At 43.5% G+C, this 23,154-nt stretch carries 18 protein-coding genes; 4 read left to right on the top strand and 14 right to left on the bottom strand.

What is annotated here, in order from left to right; translation table 11 throughout:
* The first annotated feature begins 15 nt into the window (after nucleotides 1-15).
* On the top strand, nucleotides 16-2,214 hold the full coding sequence (locus AC1XUE_RS11865) for an alpha-galactosidase (protein ID WP_483356192.1): 2,199 nt from the start codon (nucleotides 16-18) through the stop codon (nucleotides 2,212-2,214).
* A 509-nt stretch (nucleotides 2,215-2,723) separates the two neighbouring features.
* Here the strand turns inward: AC1XUE_RS11865 and AC1XUE_RS11860 are convergent.
* A complete protein-coding gene (locus tag AC1XUE_RS11860; RefSeq protein WP_483356191.1) occupies nucleotides 2,724-3,260 on the bottom strand; it encodes a DedA family protein in 537 nt (178 codons plus the stop codon).
* A 182-nt stretch (nucleotides 3,261-3,442) separates the two neighbouring features.
* Nucleotides 3,443-3,994: a DoxX family membrane protein gene (locus AC1XUE_RS11855; RefSeq protein WP_483356190.1), complete on the bottom strand. Its 552-nt coding sequence runs from the start codon at nucleotides 3,992-3,994 to the stop codon at nucleotides 3,443-3,445.
* Nucleotides 3,995-4,274: 280 nt separating this feature from the next.
* On the opposite strand from AC1XUE_RS11855, the gene AC1XUE_RS11850 reads away from it, so the two are divergent.
* Complete coding sequence (locus AC1XUE_RS11850) at nucleotides 4,275-5,015, top strand: thioredoxin domain-containing protein (protein WP_483356189.1); 741 nt, start codon at nucleotides 4,275-4,277, stop codon at nucleotides 5,013-5,015.
* A 189-nt stretch (nucleotides 5,016-5,204) separates the two neighbouring features.
* Here AC1XUE_RS11850 and AC1XUE_RS11845 read toward each other — a convergent pair whose 3' ends face one another.
* The 12 genes from AC1XUE_RS11845 to AC1XUE_RS11790 form a co-directional block, all read right to left on the bottom strand.
* The gene (locus AC1XUE_RS11845) at nucleotides 5,205-6,467 is read right to left on the bottom strand and encodes a DUF4374 domain-containing protein (protein WP_483356188.1); all 1,263 of its coding nucleotides are present in this window, start codon (nucleotides 6,465-6,467) and stop codon (nucleotides 5,205-5,207) included.
* A 13-nt stretch (nucleotides 6,468-6,480) separates the two neighbouring features.
* Nucleotides 6,481-8,865 carry a TonB-dependent receptor gene (locus AC1XUE_RS11840; protein ID WP_483356187.1) on the bottom strand — a complete coding sequence of 795 codons (2,385 nt, stop codon included), beginning with the start codon at nucleotides 8,863-8,865 and terminating at the stop codon, nucleotides 6,481-6,483.
* Nucleotides 8,866-8,906: 41 nt separating this feature from the next.
* Nucleotides 8,907-10,157: a PepSY-associated TM helix domain-containing protein gene (locus tag AC1XUE_RS11835; protein WP_483356186.1), complete on the bottom strand. Its 1,251-nt coding sequence runs from the start codon at nucleotides 10,155-10,157 to the stop codon at nucleotides 8,907-8,909.
* Between the two features lie 42 nt (nucleotides 10,158-10,199).
* Nucleotides 10,200-11,387, bottom strand: a complete 1,188-nt coding sequence (locus tag AC1XUE_RS11830; RefSeq protein ID WP_483356185.1) for a DUF4374 domain-containing protein — start codon at nucleotides 11,385-11,387, stop codon at nucleotides 10,200-10,202.
* 8 nt (nucleotides 11,388-11,395) lie between these two features.
* On the bottom strand, nucleotides 11,396-12,016 hold the full coding sequence (locus AC1XUE_RS11825) for a hypothetical protein (protein ID WP_483356184.1): 621 nt from the start codon (nucleotides 12,014-12,016) through the stop codon (nucleotides 11,396-11,398).
* Between the two features lie 65 nt (nucleotides 12,017-12,081).
* A complete protein-coding gene (locus AC1XUE_RS11820) occupies nucleotides 12,082-12,657 on the bottom strand; it encodes an RNA polymerase sigma-70 factor (RefSeq protein ID WP_483356183.1) in 576 nt (191 codons plus the stop codon).
* Nucleotides 12,658-12,780: 123 nt separating this feature from the next.
* Complete coding sequence (locus AC1XUE_RS11815) at nucleotides 12,781-13,344, bottom strand: AAA family ATPase (RefSeq protein ID WP_483356182.1); 564 nt, start codon at nucleotides 13,342-13,344, stop codon at nucleotides 12,781-12,783.
* A gap of 199 nt (nucleotides 13,345-13,543) precedes the next feature.
* A complete protein-coding gene (locus tag AC1XUE_RS11810) occupies nucleotides 13,544-14,887 on the bottom strand; it encodes a TolC family protein (RefSeq protein ID WP_483356181.1) in 1,344 nt (447 codons plus the stop codon).
* Nucleotides 14,888-14,947: 60 nt separating this feature from the next.
* The gene (locus tag AC1XUE_RS11805; protein WP_483356180.1) at nucleotides 14,948-18,064 is read right to left on the bottom strand and encodes an efflux RND transporter permease subunit; all 3,117 of its coding nucleotides are present in this window, start codon (nucleotides 18,062-18,064) and stop codon (nucleotides 14,948-14,950) included.
* A gap of 72 nt (nucleotides 18,065-18,136) precedes the next feature.
* Nucleotides 18,137-19,210, bottom strand: coding sequence for an efflux RND transporter periplasmic adaptor subunit (locus AC1XUE_RS11800; protein WP_483356179.1), 1,074 nt, complete (start codon nucleotides 19,208-19,210; stop codon nucleotides 18,137-18,139).
* Between the two features lie 152 nt (nucleotides 19,211-19,362).
* Nucleotides 19,363-19,638 (bottom strand): ArsR/SmtB family transcription factor, encoded by a 276-nt coding sequence (locus AC1XUE_RS11795; RefSeq protein WP_483356178.1) that lies wholly within the window; start codon nucleotides 19,636-19,638, stop codon nucleotides 19,363-19,365.
* 478 nt (nucleotides 19,639-20,116) lie between these two features.
* Nucleotides 20,117-21,016 (bottom strand): hypothetical protein, encoded by a 900-nt coding sequence (locus AC1XUE_RS11790; protein ID WP_483356177.1) that lies wholly within the window; start codon nucleotides 21,014-21,016, stop codon nucleotides 20,117-20,119.
* A 494-nt stretch (nucleotides 21,017-21,510) separates the two neighbouring features.
* Between AC1XUE_RS11790 and AC1XUE_RS11785 the strand changes: the two genes are divergently transcribed.
* Both AC1XUE_RS11785 and AC1XUE_RS11780 read left to right on the top strand, forming a co-directional pair.
* Nucleotides 21,511-22,467, top strand: a complete 957-nt coding sequence (locus AC1XUE_RS11785; RefSeq protein WP_483356176.1) for a TolB family protein — start codon at nucleotides 21,511-21,513, stop codon at nucleotides 22,465-22,467.
* Nucleotides 22,468-22,755: 288 nt separating this feature from the next.
* Complete coding sequence (locus AC1XUE_RS11780; RefSeq protein WP_483356175.1) at nucleotides 22,756-22,959, top strand: hypothetical protein; 204 nt, start codon at nucleotides 22,756-22,758, stop codon at nucleotides 22,957-22,959.
* Nucleotides 22,960-23,154: the final 195 nt, after the last annotated feature.

The following is a 23,154-nucleotide window of genomic DNA, read 5'->3' as shown; positions in this document are numbered from 1 at the left end:
GTAATTAGATCATTTATGTTTAAGAAAATAATCCACTCTGTTTTACTAATCATCATTGCAACTGATTCTTTTGCCCAGAATGCGCCAATCCTTATCCCGATAGAAACCAGACAAAACGTTATCGTGCTGCAAACGGATAAGGAAAACCATCTTGGGATAACCTATTTTGGGAAGAAATTAAGTCAGCCGGAGGAATACCAGCTCATTCCTTCCCAAAGCCGGCAACGTGACGGAAATGCGGGTATTTACAATTCTGTTTACACCCCTTCCGGAACATGGAGCGTGTCCGAACCGGCTCTTCAGCTCACACATGGCGATGGAAATAAATCATTGGATCTTGTATATGTTAGCCATCATACTAAGAAAGAAAATGACAATGTGAGTCTGACAAACATCGTGTTGAAAGACCCGGTGTACCCGGTTGAGGTAATACTTTTTTACAAAACCTATTTTCAGGAAGATGTAGTTGAGCAGTGGAGTGTCATTAAAAGCGACGAGAAAAAGCCTGTCACGCTTGAAAAATACGCATCCGCAAATCTGTATTTTATTGCAAAGGATTATTATCTGACGCATTACAATGGGACATGGGCCAAAGAAATGAATCCGGAAGAGGAACTGTTGACAGCCGGAATACGGGTATTGGATTCTAAATTAGGGACTCGCGCCAATCTGTATCAGCCACCAAGTTTCTCCTTGTCTTTTGATAAACCGGCAACAGAAACCGAAGGAAAAGTTTTACTGGGAACATTGGCGTGGTCAGGAAATTTCAAAATGGAATTTGAGGTTGATTCTTACCATAATTTGCGGTTAATCGCGGGTATAAACCCCTTTGCTTCCTCGTACCCGCTCGCTTCAAAACAGGAATTTAAAACGCCTTCTTTTATTTACACGTTCTCAGAAAATGGAAAAGGCGAAGCAAGTCGCAATTTGCATAACTGGGCCAGAAAATACAGAATTCTGGACGGTGAAGGAACCAGAATGACGCTTCTGAACAACTGGGAAGCCACTTATTTCGACTTTAATGAAGACAAACTTTCTGAACTTTTCAAAGATGGTAAAAAGCTGGGTGTCGATCTGTTTTTGTTGGATGACGGCTGGTTTGCCAATAAATACCCAAGAAACAGCGACGGGGCGGGCTTGGGAGATTGGCAGGAAAACGTTAAAAAACTTCCTCATGGTATTGGCTATCTGGTGAAGGAAGCACAAAAGACAGGGATAAAATTTGGGATCTGGGTCGAACCGGAGATGGTAAATCCTAAAAGTGAATTATATGAAAAACATCCGGATTGGGTTGTAAAGCAGCCGCAACGCCCTGAACATTACATGAGAAATCAGCTTCCGCTGGATTTGACAAATCCGGAAGTGCAAAATTTTGTCTATGGAATTCTGGATAAACTTTTCACTGAAAATCCGGATATCGCTTACATCAAATGGGATTGCAACGCGGTCACCTACAATGCTTACTCTCCCTATCTTGAAAAAAGCAAACAAAGTCAGTCTCAGTTTTATGTGGATTATGTAAAGGGATTGTACAAGGTTCTCGAAAAGCTGCGGGCAAAGTATCCAAAAGTGCCGATGATGCTTTGCTCTGGGGGCGGTGGCCGTGCTGATTACGAAGCACTAAAATATTTTACAGAATTCTGGCCCAGCGACAATACGGATCCATTGGAAAGAGTGTTTATGCAATGGGAATATTCTTACTTTTTTCCGGCCATCACGCAAAGTGCACACGTAACGGATTGGGGAAAACAGCCCCTGAAATTTCGTACCGATGTGGCCATGATGGGCCGGTTGGGATATGATATCGTGGTAAGTCATTTAAATGAAAAGGATTTCAAATTCAGTCAGCAGGCTGTTGCTACTTACAATGCAGTGAAAGATGTCATTTTCCAGGGGGATCTTTTCAGATTGGTGGATCCTAAGAAAAATGACTATGCCGCGCTCATGTTCGCTACCAAAAATAAGTCCAAAGCAATTCTGTTCTCATATTTGGTCGGCAACAGAAATGGTGATGGCTCGGATACGCCCATTCGCCTGGAAGGACTGGATGCTACAAAAAAATATAGAGTAAAAGAGTTGAATCTATATCCAGATACGAAATCCGCGTTGAAAGAAGATCAGATTTATTCAGGAGAGTATCTGATGACGGCGGGATTCAATCCGGTTGTAAATACGCGAAGGACGAGTGTGGTGGTGGAGATTGAGGCGATGTAGAGGTGCCAGGTGCTGATCATTAAATTTTAATATTACGGTGGTTCCAACATGCGACACACATTTTTGCATATCGTGCTACAAATAGAAGTTCAGATAGGCGTCAAAACTCAATTAGTTATAATACTGATTTTAAACAGAAATTAACCAATAGTGAGCCTGGGTAAGAGCGCCAGGGAAATGCAAAGATTTTTGGAATTGCTGAGTGTTAGTTCGCCAGACAGGCATTTTATATCGTTGGAAGTGAGTGGTAGCTATGGTACAAAGGTGGGCCCCCGCTGCGGTATCAGAAATAAAGCTACTTGTCTAACCACAAACTATTCGGCATGTAAACTATGGTGACGGGGATTCAGGATAGGAGGAGCAGCAAAAAAAATCTGTTCTGGATCCCTGCGGTGATGTGGCGGATATATTGGAGAGTTTTGTGAAAAGTTGTTTAGGTCAGCTTTTTTTGCTTTTGAACCACTTTCTAACGAGCCGCATCGCATAGAGCAGGAGTAAACCAAAAAAGATCATGTTGAATGCCTTTCCCACCACATCAAAAGCACTTTGGTATTTGTTTCCGAAATAATAAGCAGCAAAAAAACAAGTGACGACCAGCTTAACGTACCGATGAAGGTGTAAATAAGAAACCTTGTTAATTTCATCGCTACGAGTCCTGCCGGAATGGATATAAAAGTTCTGAAAGTTGGCACCATTCTTCCCCAGAAAACGGCTGCAGTGGCGTGCTTGTCGAAAAACCGAAGTGCCTTTTGGTATGATTTATCAGAAATACCTATCCAAGCTCCATGTCGGCTAATCCAATTTTCCAAACGATCGTGACCAACTTTATTCGCCAACCAGTACCAAAAACCTGCTCCTGCTAACGAGCCTGAAGTCGCGGAAAGAATTGCAAGAAATGGATTTATTTCGCCACGGGCCGCTGTTATGCCGCTGAGAGACAGGATGATTTCAGATGGCAGAGGCGGAAAAATATTTTCCAGAAGCATCAGGAGAAAGATTGCAAAATAACTTGTCTGGCTAATAAATTCTTCGATCAGGGAGGTCATATTTTCAAAAGAGTGCAAATGGACATGTAATAGTGCCAGGAAACAAAGTTCTTGTTTACCTCTTTCCTAAACTGGCCTTAAAGGCTACTAAGGTAAAAATGTTGCCAGCTATAGAACTACTCTTCCTTTCATACTTCGTTCAATCTGCATCTGATTTTATCAGATGCAGATTGGATGGCTATCTATGGTAAAGCGCGTTCGAGCTTATTAACATCAGGTATACGTTTGATAAGAGTACTACGTAAGCTTTGCGGATTAGCTGTGATACGTGCGCCAGTCCAGGTTGATGCAATCACCATTCCGGCTGCTATTAAAATAATGTCCTTGATAATGTATTGTGCCTCCAGGCTCGGGGCATGCAAAGGGCCGGGAAAAAGTTCGGATGGGTATAAGAAAATTGGTGATATAGCTCCAACCATTTGCAGCGCAAGTAACCATACTCCCACACGCAAAAAGAAACCGGTTAGAAAGCATAAGCCAATCAGGCATTCCAGAATGGCAACAAAAATCATAGCCTGGTGGCCATAAAAAATACCGAAAGTAAGTTGGGTCGTAGTGCGGGTTGCCAGAACCTCAATTGGACTGATACCGGAGAAAAATTTTAAAAACCCGAAGCCCAGGAACACAAGGCCTATGGAAAATCGTAGAATACGGATACTATTTGCAACCAGCCATATATTGATGGATGTGTCTAACTTGTCAAAGCGGTCAAACAATTTATTTGAATAGGTCATAAGCTCAGTGGCTAGGTTTACTCAACGTACGCCAGCTTCGCCTTAAACGATCATTTTTTTGAGACGATAGTCCCGATTTTCATGAAGCCTATGTTTGGGAGTCCAGGGGATTAAGATTCGTATTTACAGTGTAACCATGAAGAAAAATAAAAACAAATTCTACCTTGCGATTAGAATTGCCCTGTTAAAGTATCATTCAAGATCTTAGATGGGAAATGGCGCTATTGATCATATTTTTCGGATCGATGATGATGAATGAGATGATTCTTCGTTAATTAACATGACATTTAAATATAAATTAGCTTTCAATATGGTATCCAAAAAAAAGATATATATCCTGTCAATCTCTCTGGCGCTTTTTGTATTGAGTGCAAATGCACAGACACAGCTTAGTACTGATGAATTTGAAAGTAAGTTTTCAGGTTTGAATCAAGCGCAATTGATTGATGTCCGTACTGCAGACGAGTATCAGGACGGACACTTGAAGAATTCCAGAAATTTGGACTATAAGTCACCAAATTTTAAGGAAGAAATAAAGACTTTAGATAAAAGTAAGCCGGTTTTTGTATACTGCCTGTCGGGTGGACGTAGCGCCTTGGCTTCAAAAGCACTTACAGAAAATGGTTTCATTGAGGTATATGAATTAAAAGGTGGTTATTTAAAATGGTCATCTTCCGGAAAAAAAGTAGAAGGTGCAGAAGTCAGCGCTGCAAAAGGGATGAATATGGCTGAATTTAACAAGTTAACAGCTTCTTCAGGCGTAGTGCTGATTGATTTTTACGCGAAGTGGTGTGCACCTTGTATCAAAATGCTTCCAACCATAACAAGAATAAAATCGCAATATCAGGGTAGGGCAAGCATTGAAACCGTCGATTATGATGCAAACAAGGCCTTGGCAAAAGAATTGGGAATTGATGAAATACCGGCTTTTTTACTGTATAAAAATGGGAAGCTTATGACTCGCAAGAATGGGATGATGGAAGAGAAGGATTTCCGTGATTTAATAGAAAGCTCTTTATAAGATACGATATAGGTTATGAGCTGAGTTTGTGTGTCATGATCGCTCTGGTAAAATCTTTCAGTAGAATCCCGAAGTGTATCCAGTTTGAGATTGAGGATGTTTCGGATGTAAGTGTATAAAAAAAGCCTTGAAACTACTCGTTTCAAGGCCATGAGCACGGGGGTGTATTTAAAATGAACCTGATGATTTTTACTTCGTCGGATTAGGTGCGATAAGCTGCACCTGCATGTAGCCACCTCCGTCAAGAGCAAGACCTTTTTTGAAGCTGTCCGCTCCGCCGGCAGGATCAAACTCGTAGATGAATGCCTCTTTACCAACCGGACTTATGCCTGTGTAATATTTATTGTTGAATACCAGTGGGGACCGCACCATACCTACAGGGCTAAGGGGGGTATTCATCACCGTTACAGTTTTCGTGTTCAGATTCAGTTTCACAACCTGTGCAACATCGGTCAGACGATCCCTCACCGATGCCATTTTATTCTCGTACTGCACCGTTCCGAACGCGATTCCGTTTCCAACGTAGTTCATTCCCATCAGACAAGCTTCATTCTGTACGCCAACGGCCGTTGTTACATCAAAGAAGTAGGTAGGATCGAATTCTTCAGTTCCTTTTTTAATTCTTAATACACCTGATTTACCGCCGTTACCCGTCCAGTATTTCCCGGAACTTACCACGAAGTAGTGATTCCCTTCTTCATCCTTATCCACCGTATGCAGATAGTCGTATCCAACACTGCCATTGGTAAGGTTGGTACTGATCACTTTCATGTTGTTCATCGCCGGGTAGTCAAAAACCAATGCTTTGGTTCCTTCCACTACGTAACCTCTTGTGGAAGCGTTGTAGAAATAGCCTCCCAATATGAATTTACCATTGTCGACAAATCCACGTCCCAGATAAAAGGTTACATCAGGTTTTGCAGCATCATATGGAACAGTCAATGTTCCTTTGTCGATTACTGAAAAATCAGCCACTCGTATTCTCGCCCAACCAACCTGTCCTTTGTTATCATCTAAACCTCCCAATACCAGCAAGGTATTGTCGTCGATCACGTTCAAAGACTGAAAATAATTCGGAACAATTCCGTCAGTCAGGATATAGGATTTTTGCGCAATTGTACCATCTGTTTTCATTTCATACTGGATGAATTTTTTCTCAGGAAGGTTCATTTGGTAAACGTATTGCTTATGCCAAAGGTAGCGGGATCCCTGTGCTTCAAGTCCATTTCCTTTGAAGGTAAGTTTACCTTCTGTCAACGAACGAACAGGCGCAATGTATTGCTCAGAGCCGGTTGCCCAGGCAGATATGGTGAAATGCTGTTCTGCCGGTTTCTCCTCCGTTGGTTCCTCTTCAGGTTGTACGTCCACAGGATCTGTACTGTCGTTACAAGACAAAAGACCAAAGCTGACGATGGAAAACAGTATCCAGAAATTAATTATGCTTCTTTTCATTTTTGTTTAGTTATTAATTATGTAAAAAGTACCTGATATTCAAGCTGATAAATCTTCCCGGTTTCTGCAGCAGGAAGTTGTCGTAAACCTGCCGGTCGAAAATGTTCCGGCATTCCAGGCTCACATTCACGCTGTTTTGAAGCATAGTGTAGGTAAGTCCCGTATTTTGAAGAAATTGTGTTGGAATCCGCTTTTTGGTGGAGCGGTCGCCCAAGCTCGGCCAGCTCAGGAAGAAGCCCTGTACGTAGTCGGTGCCTGCATAGAAACTCAGATCACCATGGCCACCGAAAGCAGATGGGTGTTTCACACGTACCTCACCGTTGGCCATGAGTGACGGCATGTTTTTCATTCTGTCGTTGTAAACCAGGTTTGCAGCTCCGTTAGGCGTAAATCGCTGCCTGTTACGAACGTCCTGGTAAGTCACAGCTCCGTTTATTTCCAGCCATTTTTTGTGGGCATAACGAATTGAAAAGTCGCCGCCCATGCTGCGCAGTTTATCAATATTCTCGTACCGGGATGTTCCATATAGATCTCCCTCTCCAAGCCAGATCAGGTCGCGGGTGTTTCTGAAGTAGAAACCAAGTTCGTAGCTCCATTTGTCCTGCTCTGTCCGGAACGACTGAGAAATCCCCGTATTCAAATTGCTGCTTCTTTCCGGTCTCAATCCAGGCGCGTTCAGGATCGTATTGCCATTACCCAGCAACTCCACACCGTCAGGCATGCGTGTTGTGTTTTCAAAGGACAGCTTTATCAGCGTACCAGTACTGACCTGGTACTTTGACCCTAAACCCGCTCCCCATTTGTTACTTTCAGACAAGTAGGGAATGAGCTCCTTTTGCTGGCCTCCGTTGTAATTGTAAACATTGGTACGGGCAGCGTATCCAAAGTTTTTAATAAAAAACATACTGGTCAACTTCTCATCCCAAAACACAGTTTGGTAGGACAATGCAGCCACATGCCGGTTCACGTGCTGTGGTTCACGGAAGGGAATTGTCCATTCTGCAGTAGCCAGCGCATCACTGCCCGTTCGGCTGGTTCCATGATACGAAAAACTAGCTGCCAGTGTATGGTGAGGATTTAATGCATAAGAACTGTTGGCGATCAGCATCGCATTGCGATCTTCAAACTGGTATTCCGATTTCTGAGCTCTGATACCATTGAGTTCGCCGGCAGTTCGTCCGATGATGGTTTGTGCCCAATTGTACTTCCATGAACTGGTATCGGTGGTTTGCGCTTCCAGCCGATTGAGCACTCCATACACATCAACACTCAGCCCCTTCGGATTTTTTTTCGAATAACGCATGGAAGGAGCCAGAAGCTTTTCAGCGTAGCGTACTTCGCCGTAAACAAAAGCCATGGTACGACCGGTCTGGACTCCTTTTTTCATGTCGGAAGCAATAATTCCGAGCATCAGTGCATCTGCCCAGGGTTTGTTGGTGATGCCTACTTCGGCTTTCACATTCAATGCCCCGAAATCATCGTTAAAACGTCTGTACTTTTCGCCCGCGATCGGTTTGCCGAATTCGTCTGCTACTTCCACGGTATTGCCCCATACTTTGTAGTTGTTGTCTGAATAACGGTAAGAGCTGCCGAGCTGAAAAGTGAGTCCGTTTTGCTGTCTCCATTTGCCGGAAAGTTCGGCTTTATGCGTTTGAAAAGAACCGATACTATATGACACATCGAGATAGTTTCCCAGGTCCTTACGTGTGATCAGATTGATGGAACCGCCAAGCGCATCGCCGCTCAATTCGATAGGCGTTACTCCTTTGTACACCTCAATACGGTCAAGCGAATTGACAGGGAAATTTTGTAGACTATAACCCGTACCATAAGCTTCCATGGGCACACCATCCACGAAGAACCGGACAGATTTCCCCGACAATCCGTGAATGGAATAGTTAAATTCCGACCCCATTCCACCTGTTTCTCTCACCCTGATACCCGGCATGGCGTCCAGCAGACGGTTAATTTCCAGATTGCGCCCCGCCACTGCTTTCAGATCCAATACATCCACAGCAAAAACCCGCTCTTTCACCTCCGTAAGCTCAGTTTTTCCCATTACGGTTACCTCCCGCAAATCACGAAGGTCAGCAGAAAGTGTATAGCTCTGTTCAGTATCAGACGCTAAAACCAGCTCGATTTTTCGGGATTTAAAACCCATACTGCTGATGGTAAACGTGTGCTTCCCGGGTCTTAGAGGTAGAGAAAAGCTCCCGTTCGCATCGGTAAGTACATCATGGTTGGTTGAAGTAAAAACCACAGCGGCGCCGGGAATAGGCGTACGGGATTCGTCCACCACCAGGCCGGAAAACAAAACCGTTTGCTGATCCTGCGCCTGCCCGGTGCTGAACATGCAAATGGCGTAGATCGCGGCTATATATTTTAAGAATTTATTCACGAATGATACATGCGTAAGTTTTGATTTAAAATAGAAATACATCAGGATACCTTCGGTATAGATTTTCCTATACCGGCTTGACTCTTGCCCGATTTTCTTTTACCAAATCCTTTTCGGTTCCACCACACAATAAAACCGGTAACCGGAAGAGAAGCACCGATCAGCGAACACAGGAAAGCCAGTACTTTACCAGGCATTCCAAAGATGGTTCCGATATGGATATCATAATTCATTCTGCGCATTTTTGCACCGGCGGAAGAGGCTTCGAAACTTTTATCAAAAACTTCAAAAAAGTCGAGTTTTTCCAACGTATGGCGGTCGAAAGTATGTCGGGCCACGTCGTAAAACCTACCAGGTGCCGGATAGGTACGTATACTGATGGTGGACTTCGGCTGAGTAGAATCCGGAAAGGCATAGAAAAATCCTCCTGCTGACTGATTCTCTTTGATCATTCTTGCCCAGGTCAGATCCAGTGCCTGGTTGTAGGTGTAATGTTTGCCCTGCTGGGTCGGATCAGAGCTTACCCGTTTCCATTCAGGTTCGGAATCTCCTCCCGATGTAACCCAATACAACCCTTTACTATACAAGGGGAGTCCGTAAACCATGCCAGACAGCGCGAGTGCAAGCAAGATCAAAAGTGAATAAAAGCCCAGTACATTGTGCAGGTCCACATTAATGCGCTTCCATCCCGCTTTCCATTTGACGTTAAAACTCTTATGGCGTGCGCTACTCGTCCATTTTGCGGGATACCACCAGATCAACCCTGAAATCAGCAACAATACGAAAACCAGCGTTCCGTAGTTTACCAGAGGCTGGCCAAGATCCTTTGGAAGCCATAGGTGCTGATGCCCTTCCAATATCCATTCAAAAAATCCGGTTTCGCCTTTCTGATAAGTTTTACTTCCCTGAACCTGACCGGAATAAGGGTTCAGAAATAGGGTATGCCGTTCCGGGTCGCGCTCGGTACCCACACCCACTCTTATTGCCGTACCTTGCTGGTAGTAAGCATATGAAGCAGATTTTTCGGGATAGTGCTGGTTTGCAATTTCGAGTACTTTCGATGGAACCAACACTGGTTCATTGCGTCTTTCAGCACGGATTGCCGGTTCAGTAAGGTACATGATTTCCTCATTGAAAACCCATATAGCCGCAGTAATGCAAACCACGAAAACGACGATGCCCGATGCCAGTCCCAGCCAGAGGTGAAGCCAGTCATTGACCTTCCGAAATGTTGATTTTTTCCCGCGCCTGGCAGAAACCTTTTCTGTTGATTCAATTTCAGAACTTATCATATTTCTTATTTCAAGCTGGAGTTTCCCGCGTTCAGTTTGTTTTTAAAGAGCGATCAGCCCGCTCATAAATTCGGCATTGCTATACACCATTCCTTTTCTGACAAATCCGGTGGTACCGTCGTAGGTGTACAATGCATTCTCTCCGTTTTCCGCGTTAATGGCTATTATCACTTTTCCGTTTTTAAGGCGTTCCATGGCTCTGCGCGGATATTTGCTCAGCGGAATGTTCAGCTTTTTCAGTAATTGCGTTCTCAAATCAACTTCATAATAACTGATCACATATCCCTTCTGATAGTCTCCGTAGGCTTTGATGAGGCTGTTTTCAAAAATTTGAACAATTACTTTATCGCCTCCGGCATAAATCATCCCACCTGAATGGTTCCCTTTAAGTTTCGATGTCAGGTTTAGGAAATAGTCATTATCGAATTCCGTTTGCCTTGCTTTTATGCGGACAATGCCGGATGGGAGCGATTCATTTCCACCCCAATAATTGGCATTAGAAGAAATCAAATATAAATCGCCATTTTCCGTAATGGCGTGGGAAGAAACAACGCTGTACCCGAGACAAGCCGTTTTACTGGTGGAGATAGTCTTTTCAAACGACATATCTGTGGCATTGAAAATGGCTACATTTGCTTTTCCATAGGCGTGATTTTGATCATCTGCATGGATATAGGGCACCAGAATTTTATCTTCCTTTAAAATATAGCTGCTTGGCGAAGCCATGCTTCCGGGTGTAACAGGCAGGCAGATCTGACCACGTCGCTCCTCTGTCATATCTTCTGTGTTGATGATCTGATAAGAAAAAAGGCTGTCTTTCGCTTGCCTGGGGGCGGTACTAACCAATAAGCGTTTATCATCAAGGAAAACGGATATAGGACCGCCCAAAAGACCCGTGTTTACTACGGAACCTTCCGCATTTAATTTATTCTGATCGTCTATTGCATACTTTGTGAGTTTCTCTTTTGAGTTCAAAAAAACATAACCTGGTTTTGCCGTCACGAGCACACTGTTGGGGAAATCCGGTATGTTCCGGGAATCCTTGATGTCGGCTTTGCCGGTATACGGATCCGCTACCACATGAAAAGGATAATTCCCCTGTGACGGAACGCTCAGCGATAGAATAATGCGCGAGTCCTGTTTGTCAGATATATTTTCATCGTCACTTCTGTTGCAGGAAAACATTGCAAAAGCGAAAAGAATCAAAAAAATTAAGGTCGTCTTGTGCATGTTCATACTCAGATTTCCAACACCTCAATGGCCTTTTGCTGCAACGGAAGTGGGAGGTCAAAAATCCGGTCTTCTTCCACCACCACCAATTCTTCCGATTTGTAGCGATATTGAAAAGCCACATAACGTTGGTCCTTTCGCACTTTGAGCAGCATAGCATGATGAGGATTTTCGGTACCGGCACAATTCAGGTTGAGCTTCATGTCTACATCATTTTCCGAATTGTTTGCGATGCGGATATTGCCGCAAAACACAAGATCGGCGGTTCTGGTACCCACAGCATGATTGACTCTCGCCGCTGCTTGCGGTGGCAGGCTGAAATGCAGACCGTCCGCGTTAAAAGCTTCATAGCTTGCGGAATTATTCCGGAATTCAAAATCGTCGGAAATGAGTTTCCAACTCATGCCGCCAATTGTAAGCAGAGCAACAGAAGCGGCAGCTACATAGCGTGCCCACGGATTAAGCGGCTGTATTACTGCTGTTCGAGCATGCATTCTGATGCTGCGCCACGACTTCCTGAGTAGCAACTTTTCGTTAACAACCGGTTGGTTGAGCCATTGTGTTACGCGTTCAATTTCTTCAGGCGTGCATTGTCCGGCAAAATATTTATCAAGTAAATCCTTGTCCATGATGGTGATGGTTTACTAATAAGTAACCCAACAATGGCTTTGGTCCCAATGGAATTTGAATTTTTTTATGCAGCCAGCAAAAATAGGGCAAGAAGACTTTCGATATTTCGACGTAGAAAACCCAGTGCTCTGGTGAGGTGATTTTTTACCGTTTTTTCGGAGAGTGATAATTCCCTGGAAATCTCTGCGGTTTTTAGTCCTTCGCTGCGGCTCATGTTGTAAACCTTCCGGCATTGGTCGGGAAGTTGTGCAACCAGCTCGTTGACGTTGTTTTTTAAATCGTGGTAATCGATATGCAGGTTGGTGCTGTCGTCGCAGATATCGCTTCCTGCCAGCATATCATCTTTCACAACACGAAACCGCGTCAGGCTGCGCTCGTGATTGAAGTACTGATACTTCGCAGACCGATACAGATAATTCTCCCAGGATCCGCTGACAGACAGTGTCAAACGGCGATCCCAGATCGAACAGAAGATGTCCTGTACCATGTCGGCTGCCAGCGTTTCATCTTTGCAAAGTGCATAGGAAACTCGAAGCACGAAAGGCGCATATTGTTTGTAAAGCTTCTCAAAGTCGTTTTCGCTTATAACTGTCGCCTGCAGGCACTTTATTTCAGGATGGCTTGATTGCAGGTCAGTCATGGGTTGATTAGAAAGAAGTAATGCGCATACAAAGAAACTTAATTTAATTAGAATAATTATAAACAAATGAGAGGAAATTTTAATTTTATGATAATCAGGTCTTCTCGCTGTGGGGGCACTGTGTCAGATATGATCAAGTAAACAATGTACCCTTGCTTCTATGCTGAGCTTTGGTAACTGAATCAACTGATAGCCGTATTTTAGGTAGGTCTGTTTCATTTGATGGAAGGTGAATTCCGCCTCTTGCCAGCTTTGCTTGCGTTCCGAATCTTTCAGGTAGATTTCTTTCCAGGCAGGAAGAATAAACACCTTCGTATTGTATTTGTATGCACTGATGATTTCGTCAAGATTATCAGGAAGCGGGATCTTTTCCATGTCCATGTAACATAGCGTATCAATAATGCCTCTGTCAAAGAAAATGGGCTGATCCGACCGGTGTGCAGTTGCTTTTTTATAAGTATCGATGGATGCCTGTAGCATGAGGTTGGCATAGTGTGTTTTGTCTTTCCATGGCAGTCCATTGCCTTGGGTATCCACCTGCTGCTGAATAATGCGTCGAGCATCCTCGGCTACTACTGCAAATCCTGCTTGGCTCAATGCTTGTATCAGTGCTGTTTTACCGACGCCTGGGCCGCCTGTGATTACGAATTTGTGATTATGTGAGCCTAAATCGTTTTTTGAAATCATAAGTTTTGGATATAAAACGGATAACTATGTTTTATTAATAATACTTGTATGCAGAAAATACAACCAACCATCCGGCGGCCTTGCTTTTAGAAAAAAACTGGTCGCACGTTTGGTTGGTTGCTGAGGTAAGGCAATTGTAATCAAACCGGAGGACTATAATGACCTCAATCAGATCATCAAAAAAGTATTCCGACCCACATTAATCATTAGTAATTCCCTGGGTCCTGTCCAGTTCAATTCTGGCAGACAAATAATCAAAAACCGCTTCCAGATAATTGGATTTGGCCGCTGTTAGGGCCAGTTCAGCATCGGTAAGTTCCAGCCTGGATGCTACACCTTTTTCATATCGATACTTGATAATGGAATAACCTAATTCAGCTGTTTGTGAAACACTGGCCTGGGTTTTGATGCGTTCGGTCGCTTCATGTAGGCTGGCAATGACTTGTTTTACATTGATTTTAAGCTGCAGCTGAGCATTGTTAAAAATCATATCAGATTGCTGTCTTTCGATTTTCCCCAGGGCTATTCTGTTTACATTTTGCATACCGCTGAACAAAGGAATGGAAAACTGGACGCCAGCATAAAATACCGGAGGCCATCCTGCCTGATCGTAACGAAATTTGTTAGTCTGTGTCTGTAGCTGGTATTGACTAACAAAACTCACTACAGGCAGTCGGACTGATTTGTACAAGTCAATATCCTTCTCATTAATTTCTTTGTTCAAAGTCAGGATTTGAAAATCGGGTCGCTGCAGTAGGGACCTACGGAATATCACGCTTTCTACAGGGATAGAATCTACCGGGTTGAATTGTAGTGAATCAGTTAATATAATTTCGTTGTCGGCATCACTTCCCATTAGAATATTAAGTTGTTGCTGACTGATCTGCAGGGCGTAAGTTAGTCGTAAAACATCGGGTTCCAGATTTTTAACCAAGGTATATGCGCGCAAAGTATCTACACGCAAGGCTCGTCCCTGCGCGAGCAGTGAGCGTGAATCGGCAAGCGCTTTTTGGTTACGGGAGATGCTTTCTTCTTGTAGTTTTAGCCGTTGCTGTAAAACAAGCAACCGTACATAATTTTGCTTCACACGGGCAACCACGTCTACCTGATGTTCCCGATAAGCCAGTTGACTTTGTTTTTCCAATAACCTTCTTTTCTGGATTTCGTGCCGGGCGCCCGCGTTGTAGAGTGGCTGAGCCAGGGTTACTTGTGCTCCACTTATTTCGGTGCCTCCAAATCGGGCATATCCAACGCCTTCAGAGAAAGAAGCGTCATTCAGACCAAAAAATACAGGTCTTTGGAAATAGCGTTGAAACTGTCCTGTAAGATTGATATTAGGTAGCAGTAATCCTTTAGTTATTTCGGTTTGCTGCCTGGATCTTGAAATATTTAAAGAGTCAATCCGTAAATCCAGGTTATATGATTCCGCCTGTTTGATTGCCTGTTCCAGCGAGAGCGCTTGGCTTTGAGCCACTGCGGTAGTGGGTATCACAGTTAGAATGACCAGCCATAATACTCGTTGTATGTTTGTATAAATTTGCATGATTGTAGTGTTTATCTGACCAGTGGCTTGGGAGATCAAACGAAAGCCACAGGGATGATTTTAATGAACTAATGCTTCAGCCGGTTCGCTATGCTCTTCTTTGGGATGCCCTGTGAAAGGACGTGAGAAGTAGGAGTAAATGGCTGGAATGACATAAAGCGTAAGTATTCCCGCGAAGATCAGCCCGCCTACAACAACGATACCTAGCGACTGACGGCTACCAGAAGAGGTTCCCAGAGATAAGGCAATAGGTAGTGTACCAAATATCATGGCCAGGGTGGTCATCAAGATCGGACGAAAGCGGGATACGGCCGCAATTTTAGCTGATTCAATAATGCTGTTTCCTTCTTCTTTGCTTTGATTGGCAAATTCCACAATTAGAATACCGTTTTTGGTAATTAGACCAATGAGCATGATAATGCCGATCTGGCTAAAGATATTCACAGTTTGATCTGTAAACCATAGACTCAACAGCGCGCCAGTCAATGCCATGGGAACCGTCAAAAGGATAATGAATGGATCAATCAAACTTTCGAACTGTGCGGCAAGGACCAGGTAGATCAAAACAATGGCGAAGATGAATGCGAAAATAAGGCTGTCACTGCTCTCGGAGTAATCCCGGCTTTGTCCGGCCAGTGCTGTGCTGAATCCTTTGGGGAGTTGGTTTGCAGAAATTTTGTCTATCTCTTTAATCGCTTCACCCAAACTTACACCTGCAGCGGGCGTTGCTGAAATCGTGGCACTATACGACTGATTGTAGCGGTAAATGGCTGGTGGACTGATACCTTCATTGAGTCTGGTGAGATTATCCAGTGACACCATTTCTCCACTTCCGGATTTGAGGTATAACGAGCGTAGATCATAGGGTGCAGAGCGGTCCTCACGATCCAGCTGTCCGATCACCTCGTACTGACGGTCATTATGGATAAAATATCCGTAGCGGCGGCTGCTAAGCGCCAGTTGTAATGTTTGCCCGATGGCCTGCGTTGATATACCCAGTTGTGCGGCGCGGTGGCGGTCTATCGATATGCTGATTTCAGGTCGGTTGATTTTAAAATCTGCATCAGCAAAATTGAGTTTAGGATTATTTTCGATTTCTGACATCAATTTGGGCATCACAGATATCAGTTCCTTTAATCCAGGTGCCTGAACTACATATTGAACTGGCTGTGTATTGCCATATCCCCCGATCGTTGGTGTTTGAACCGGAATGATCAATACATTCCTGAATCTGGCGGAAGCGGCAACAAGCTTCATGAAAATTTGCTGTTGGGTCAGACCGCTTTTACGGTCTTTGGGTTCTTTCAAAAATATCCATTGAAAACCACCATTTACAGGCTGCGCCAGCGTACCACCTGCTGCTGCAACCGCCGTATAGGTTCTTTCTTCATTCAAATCCGGTATGGAATCGCTGATAAAGTTTCCGATTTCCTTCATACTGGCCTCCATGCTCTCGTAAGAAGTTCCTTCCGGCGCCATTACTGCCAATCCTATCATGGAACGGTCTTCAAGTGGAGCCAACTCAGAGGGTAATTGAGGTGCCAGCCAATAGGCTACGCCAAATGAAGCAGCCAGTAGCACAAATCCCAGCCATCGAGCTTTCATGAATGCCGACAGTGAATGCGCATAAGCGTTGTTCAGTTTCACAAAGTAAGGTTCTGTTTTTTTGTAAAGCCAGTTATGCGAGGTGCCGGATTTTAGCAGATAAGCGCTCATCATTGGCGTGAGCGTCAGGGCAACGAAGGCTGATATGGACACAGATCCAGCCACAACAATGGCGAATTCTTTAAACAGGCGACCGGTTAATCCTCCTAAAAATAGAATCGGTAAAAACACGGCAACCAGCGTAATGGTTGTCGAAATAACAGCGAAATATATTTCTGCTGATCCCTGCCTTGCGGCCATAATGGGCGGCATTCCCTGTTCTACTTTGGAGTAAATGTTTTCCAGCACAATAATAGCATCATCGACGACAAGCCCTATTGCCAAAACCAATCCCAGCAATGTGAGTACATTGATCGAAAAACCAGCGATATACATAATGAAAAAGGCCGAAATGATCGAAACCGGGATTGCCATTAGTGGAATGATCGTACTGCGCCAGTCACGTAAAAAAATGAAGATAATCAACGACACAAGAGCAAAGGCGAGCAATAACGTTTCCTCTACTTCTGAGAGTGAATTTCTGACAGGAACAGTAAAGTCTTTTCCAAGCGCGATTTCGTATTCTTTGGGGGCTGTCTTTTTGATTTCTTCAAACCTTTTTTTGAATTCATCCACAATGGCCAGTGAATTCGCACCGCGCTGCGGACTAACGCCTGTACCAACACCATAATCAGCCGTTTTGCCACTGTATATGATCATGGCAGTACGCTCATTTTGAGACGACATGACGGCCTGACCTACATCTTTGAAGCGGACGATAGCACCCGCACTTTCGCGGAGGATCATGTTATTGAAGTCTTCTTCGGTCACCAATCTTCCCTGCGTTCTTAAAGTCACTTCGGTATTCGTCCCCTCAATTCTTCCACTTGGTAAATCGACGTTTTCCTTCTGCAGCGCAAGTTGTATATCTGTTGGTGTAAGGCCATAGGCAGACAGCTTAACCGGATCCATTCTTAAACGCATAGCACGTTTACGTCCCGCGTAAGAATCTACCAGACGTACACCAGAAATGGATTGTAGCTTCTCTTTTACATTGATGTTGACAAAGTCAGTTACATCTTCCAAACTTTTTGTTTTGCTCTGAACGGTGAGAAATACCAGAAAGTCTGCCGGTCCCGCTTTTTCAACAATAGTAGGCTCGATGTCAGTCGGCAGTTGCTGACGTGATTTGGAAACCTTGTCACGCACATCATTCGCTGCCGCTTCAAGGTCCGCATTTAATTCAAATTCAACAGTTATGATACTGACCTGTTCCCGTGAAGTGGATGACACCGATCGGATTCCATTGGCTTCCGCAATGGCTTCTTCCAGCGGTTTGGTGACTTGTGAGGCGATGATGTCAGCGCTGGCTCCCGGATAAACGGTAGTAACCATGACAATAGGAGAGTCCGTGACAGGGTATTCTCTGGTTCCCAGAAAGGTATAACCCACGATCCCGAAAAGTATAAGCAATACGGACATCACACCGGCCATGACAGGTCGGGAAATGCTTGTTTGTGAAATTGAGCTCATTTTTTGTGTTGGCTGAGCGCTGAGCGCAGATGGCTGTCAGCGTTTGGCGATAGATGTGAAATGGGTAAAGTATTATTTTATGGTAACCAATTGTATCGGCGCATTCGGACTAAGACGAAGCATATTACTGGTAATTAAGGTATCTCCTTTCGATAATCCGCCCACTACATTTACCGTAGCTGCGTTGCGTTGTCCAATTTCGACGGCCTTGAAAACCGCCTTTTTTCCGTTTACGACAAATACACTGTAACCGTCCGATGAAGGAATCAATGCTTGATTTGGGATTAATAAAGCGCTACCGGAAGTGCTTAAACGTAGTGTAAGACGAGCACTTTGCCCAGGTAGCTGATGGGTGGCATTGCTGCCAACTGCGCGTATAAGCAAAGTTCTGGTTTTTGGATCCAGGCTGGACTCATGCGCCACGATTCGGGCCGTCTGTATTTTGTCGTTGGATTCCACCTGGTACTTTACTACGTCACCAGTCTTTAAGGTACCGGCATGTTTTTCGGGAACGGCAAAGTCAATTTTTAACCTACTATTATCTGTTAGTTCAGCCAGTGGCGTACCTGCCGAGACGTAAGCGCCGGTGTAAACATTTATTATACCCAGATTTCCACTGAATGGAGCCCTGATGCTTGTTTTGGCGATCATTACATTCAGTTGATCAATCTTAGATTGAATTACTTTCAGATTGGTAAATGCCTGATCATAATCCTGCTGCATGGCTGCCTGACGGTCTACGAGGTCTTTCAGTCTGCCCTCATTGAGCATGACCAGTTTCTGCTGCTGTTTCAGCTGTTCCAGCTCTGCGAGCAAATCAGCGTCATCGAGTTTGAACAGCAACGACCCGGCATGAACATGTTGGCCCTCTTTGGCCTGAACCGAAATTACTTTTCTATTCAGTTCACTCATAATGCTTACCTGCTGAAATGCCATAAGCGTACCGGAGACGGTCATTTCCTCGTTCAGTGCCTCGGAGGTTATTACCTGTCCATCCACGGGTATGCCCGGCGACTGCTGCTGTTGCGCTGACTTTTCAGGAACGGTGCCTTTTGAACTATATCCTTTCAGAAGTACACTTCCGAGTATCAGGGCGCCTAATACAAGGCCTGATACAATTTTAGCAGATTGTAATGTCTCGTTCATAAATTGATTAATTTAAATATTTGAATAAATGTAAAAGGAGTATTGGTTGCTTAATCTGTAGGCGTATGGTAATTAGCGAAAGATTACGAAATGTAACTGATGGTTATTTGATTGATATATTTAAATGTATCAATATATTAATGTAAAAAATTTTAGCTTTTCAAAGTATTCAGAAATGAGACATATTCATCCAATACCATCTTATTCAACCTGTACTTGACATTTCTGCCTTCTTTTCCTGCAATGATCAAATCCGCTTCTGCAAGTTGTTTAACGTGGTGGGAAATGGATGGCTGTGCAAGATCAATAAAGTCTGATATCTCATGACAATACAGGCAATCCTCTTTTTCACGCAGTTGTTTCAAAATGGTAATCCTGCTCGGGTCACTCAGTGCTTTAGAGATCTTTTCTACTTTCCGAACATCCATGTTTGGGTATTTATTGATGAATATAAATGTATTGATCTATTTGGATTCAGAGATAATACAAATAGCGTTTCAAAATAATTCCATGGCTTATCATTTTTCTAACGTTTGTCGATTTATCTCACATTACTTTGTACTAAGAATGGATGGCAGCGGCCTGATTGTTACACCGCCACAGAGCCCGGAACCGAAGTTTGGACATATACTGGCAGATGTTTCGCAAATTTCATCTGCATGCCGGCCGTAAAGATCAGGATTACAGGTTGATAGGAAAATGACACGGCTGCACAGGTTTCCTTTTAATTACCATCAGCAGCTTTTATACTGCCAATATTTAGGAGTAGTATGTTGAATTGTCGTAATAAAGTAAAGCATTGCTCAGCTTTCAGATGGATATATCATAAACCAATTTAGGCTTGATAATCCATTTGAAATGCCGGGCAATACTTTGACGGACTTTACTCAACCAGGAATATGGCTGTCATTTATAAAACTGGGAATAAACATCTGACCGGATGCTTTCCGGTTTGTAAACTTTTTCAAGAAGCCCATACAACATTGGGTCATACTGTTTCAGATCTTTTGGACCTCGTAGTATATTCTTCTTGCCGTCATCAAACGGGAAATTAGACCCATACCACCATTGGGTGCCTTCCGCCCAGTATTCTTCCTTGGTATTAATAGCATATTGGCCCTTGTACATACCGGCTTGCTTAGCCAGATCATAAGCTTTACCTATCTCGGCATATAAATCCGGATCTACCGTGCGGATAGCTCCCATGATGTTATGACTGAATTCATGGACCAAGATATTCTCACCGTAGTATCTCGTGCCGGGATACCCCAACAGATTTTCTTCCGCGCAGGAAGTAAGCGTACCGCCCATACCCCTTGCTCTACCATTCCAGTATGTTCTGTCGTCCATACTACCTATGCCGCCGGGAAGATCATATTTCTCACGCTCACCAGGTGTAAGTCTGCGGTCATCTTTTGCGGGTTTTTTCCAGTTTCTTCTTTCCGGAAGATCCATTTCGCCCTCCTGATAGGCAATGATCAAGACCCTGGCCCCTTTTTGTACCAGACTCGCCCTCAGGTCTTCTCTTTTTGTAAGCATCGAATTAACAATATCCCGGGCTACGAGCAGCGCGTCGTCAGGTGTTTTGGCTGATGACATGATGGGGATTCCCTGGGCATCACAGTATTTCTGATAAAAACTGGTATCTGCTTTTAAAGAGTCAGGCGGAGACGTGATTGTGTAGGTGGCATAGCTACGAATTAAAGCATCTTGCCGTGCATCCTGCCGGGCATTCTCTTGGCCATATACACAGCTGTAAGCCAGTAAAGAGAGGCAAAGTATATTTGAAATTCTATTTTTTAACATCGTTACTTGTTTTCGTTGAAGGTATACTTGCCTGCCATCGAGCCGTGTTGACCGGATATGTAGGGTGGCGAAAGAAATGGGAATCAGTTTAAAGAAAATTTCACATCGCTGGACGCTTAAATCGCTGATCTGGTTACTGTATAATTTTAAAAAATCAGTATCAATGGTTAAGGCACCAATTGAATCATTTTCCGCAAGAGATGTAGGGTCAGTGAACATGTCGACAACTATACAATATTAGGTATATACCAAATTGAATTATTGACGGATTTTAACGGAAACGTGAGTGATTTTAGTAAGTAGTCCCAATACATTTATTGCATGTGCAGATATGATGCAGGTTAAGGGATTTTCAATCCTAGAAAAAATATTTATTCGTTTAGGATTAAGTAAATGAATAATAGTATAGATAGTATATTTTTTTGTATTATAGAGGAGAATATTTTCTGACGTCACCCTTGCCAATGGTTTACATCATTTTAAGCCGGTTGTTTATGAAGATACATATCCTATTTCGAAAGTCTGTGCATGACCTTCACCTGCAAGCCCTTTGTATCCTACTGGTATTTTGCCCGTCTCTGTTATGGTCACAAAGTAAAAAAGATACGACAAGTTATATTCAGACACTCGATATTCAGACGGGTAAGATTGACACAGTGCTCTCGATTAACTCGCATTTTGAGGCTCCGAACTGGCACCCGGATAATTATCTGATATTAAACAGCAGGGGGCGCATCTATACGCTGGATCTTGCAACAAAAAAACTGACTACTCTCAATACTGGTTTTGCAACCGAGTGTAATAATGACCACGGTATATCACCGGACAAAGCATGGCTGGTGATAAGTCATAATGATAAAAAAGATCCATCCACAAAATCGTATAAATCAGCCATATATCTGTTGCCCATCAAAGGAGGCGATCCTGTCAGAATAACACCTGAAGTACCTTCGTTTTGGCACGGATGGAGTCCTGACGCTAAGACACTGGCATACTGTGCAGAGCGAAATGGCAATTTTGATATCTACACAATTGGGGTAAAAGGTGGCAAAGAAAAACGGCTCACGACATCTGAGGGGCTGGATGATGGCCCGGATTATTCACCTGATGGTAAATACATATACTTCAATTCCTACCGCAGTGGTCATATGCAGATATGGCGTATGTTGGCGGACGGAACGCAGCCTGAGCAGTTAACTTTTGATCATTATTCCAATTGGTTTGCGCATCCTTCGCCTAATAACAAGTACGTTGTTTACATCGCTTATACATCTGATCAGAAGCAGCAACATTTGTTTGGGAAAGAAGTCAAACTACGTCTGATGGACATTAAAACCAAAGTCATCAAAGACATCACACCTGTATTTTTTGGAGGACAGGGTACAATCAATGTTCCATCATGGCGTGCAGACAGCCAGAAGTTTGCTTTCGTTAGTTACTCAGTTAATTGACGGGTCTGTAAACACGATCTGCCGGATGATAGTATATTTACTTCTTACAGTCTCAAATCCGCAGGTATTATAACACCTGAGGCGGGCGCGCGGCGATAGTTAATAAATAGGGTAGAGGTGCGTATCGCAAGCGATAACAAAAGAAGGTGCTTGATTGGGCAGCACGCTTTGCTAAAAATGAATTGGTAGGTTCCTATTCACGGTTAGTTGCAAAATCTATTAAAAATCAGGTGATCTCAATACACAACTATTATCAATGATTGTGGCTAAATAGAGTTACCTTAGCATATGAAAATCAAAATATTAGAAAAAAAAGACCTTCCGCCGCCTAACTCGCCACTGAAATTCAGGATTAAAAATACAACCAACTGGCGTGTTGGATTTAGCGACAGTGAAACCAGCGATTTTGTGCAGGAAGTAAGAGGGATCACTTACAGTTATTCATGGAACCAGATTGATGAGTATTATTTAACTAAGCCTGTACTGCCATAGGATTAAGCTGCTCATCTTACATTTTATAATACATGTTTTCCGGGGGGCACCTATTTGCACTGCAAGGCTTTTACAAGCTATGTATATTCTCAGGTCAAATCTCCCAAATGACGTTGTTGGTAAGTTTCATGGAACCTTCATAAATAGCATTGTACTAATGAACAAGGCGTTGTGCCTGGCCCATTAGATGATTGC

The sequence above is a fragment of the Dyadobacter sp. HNCC25DJ187 genome (assembly GCF_056895255.1).
This window is presented reverse-complemented; position numbering and strand designations above follow the sequence as displayed.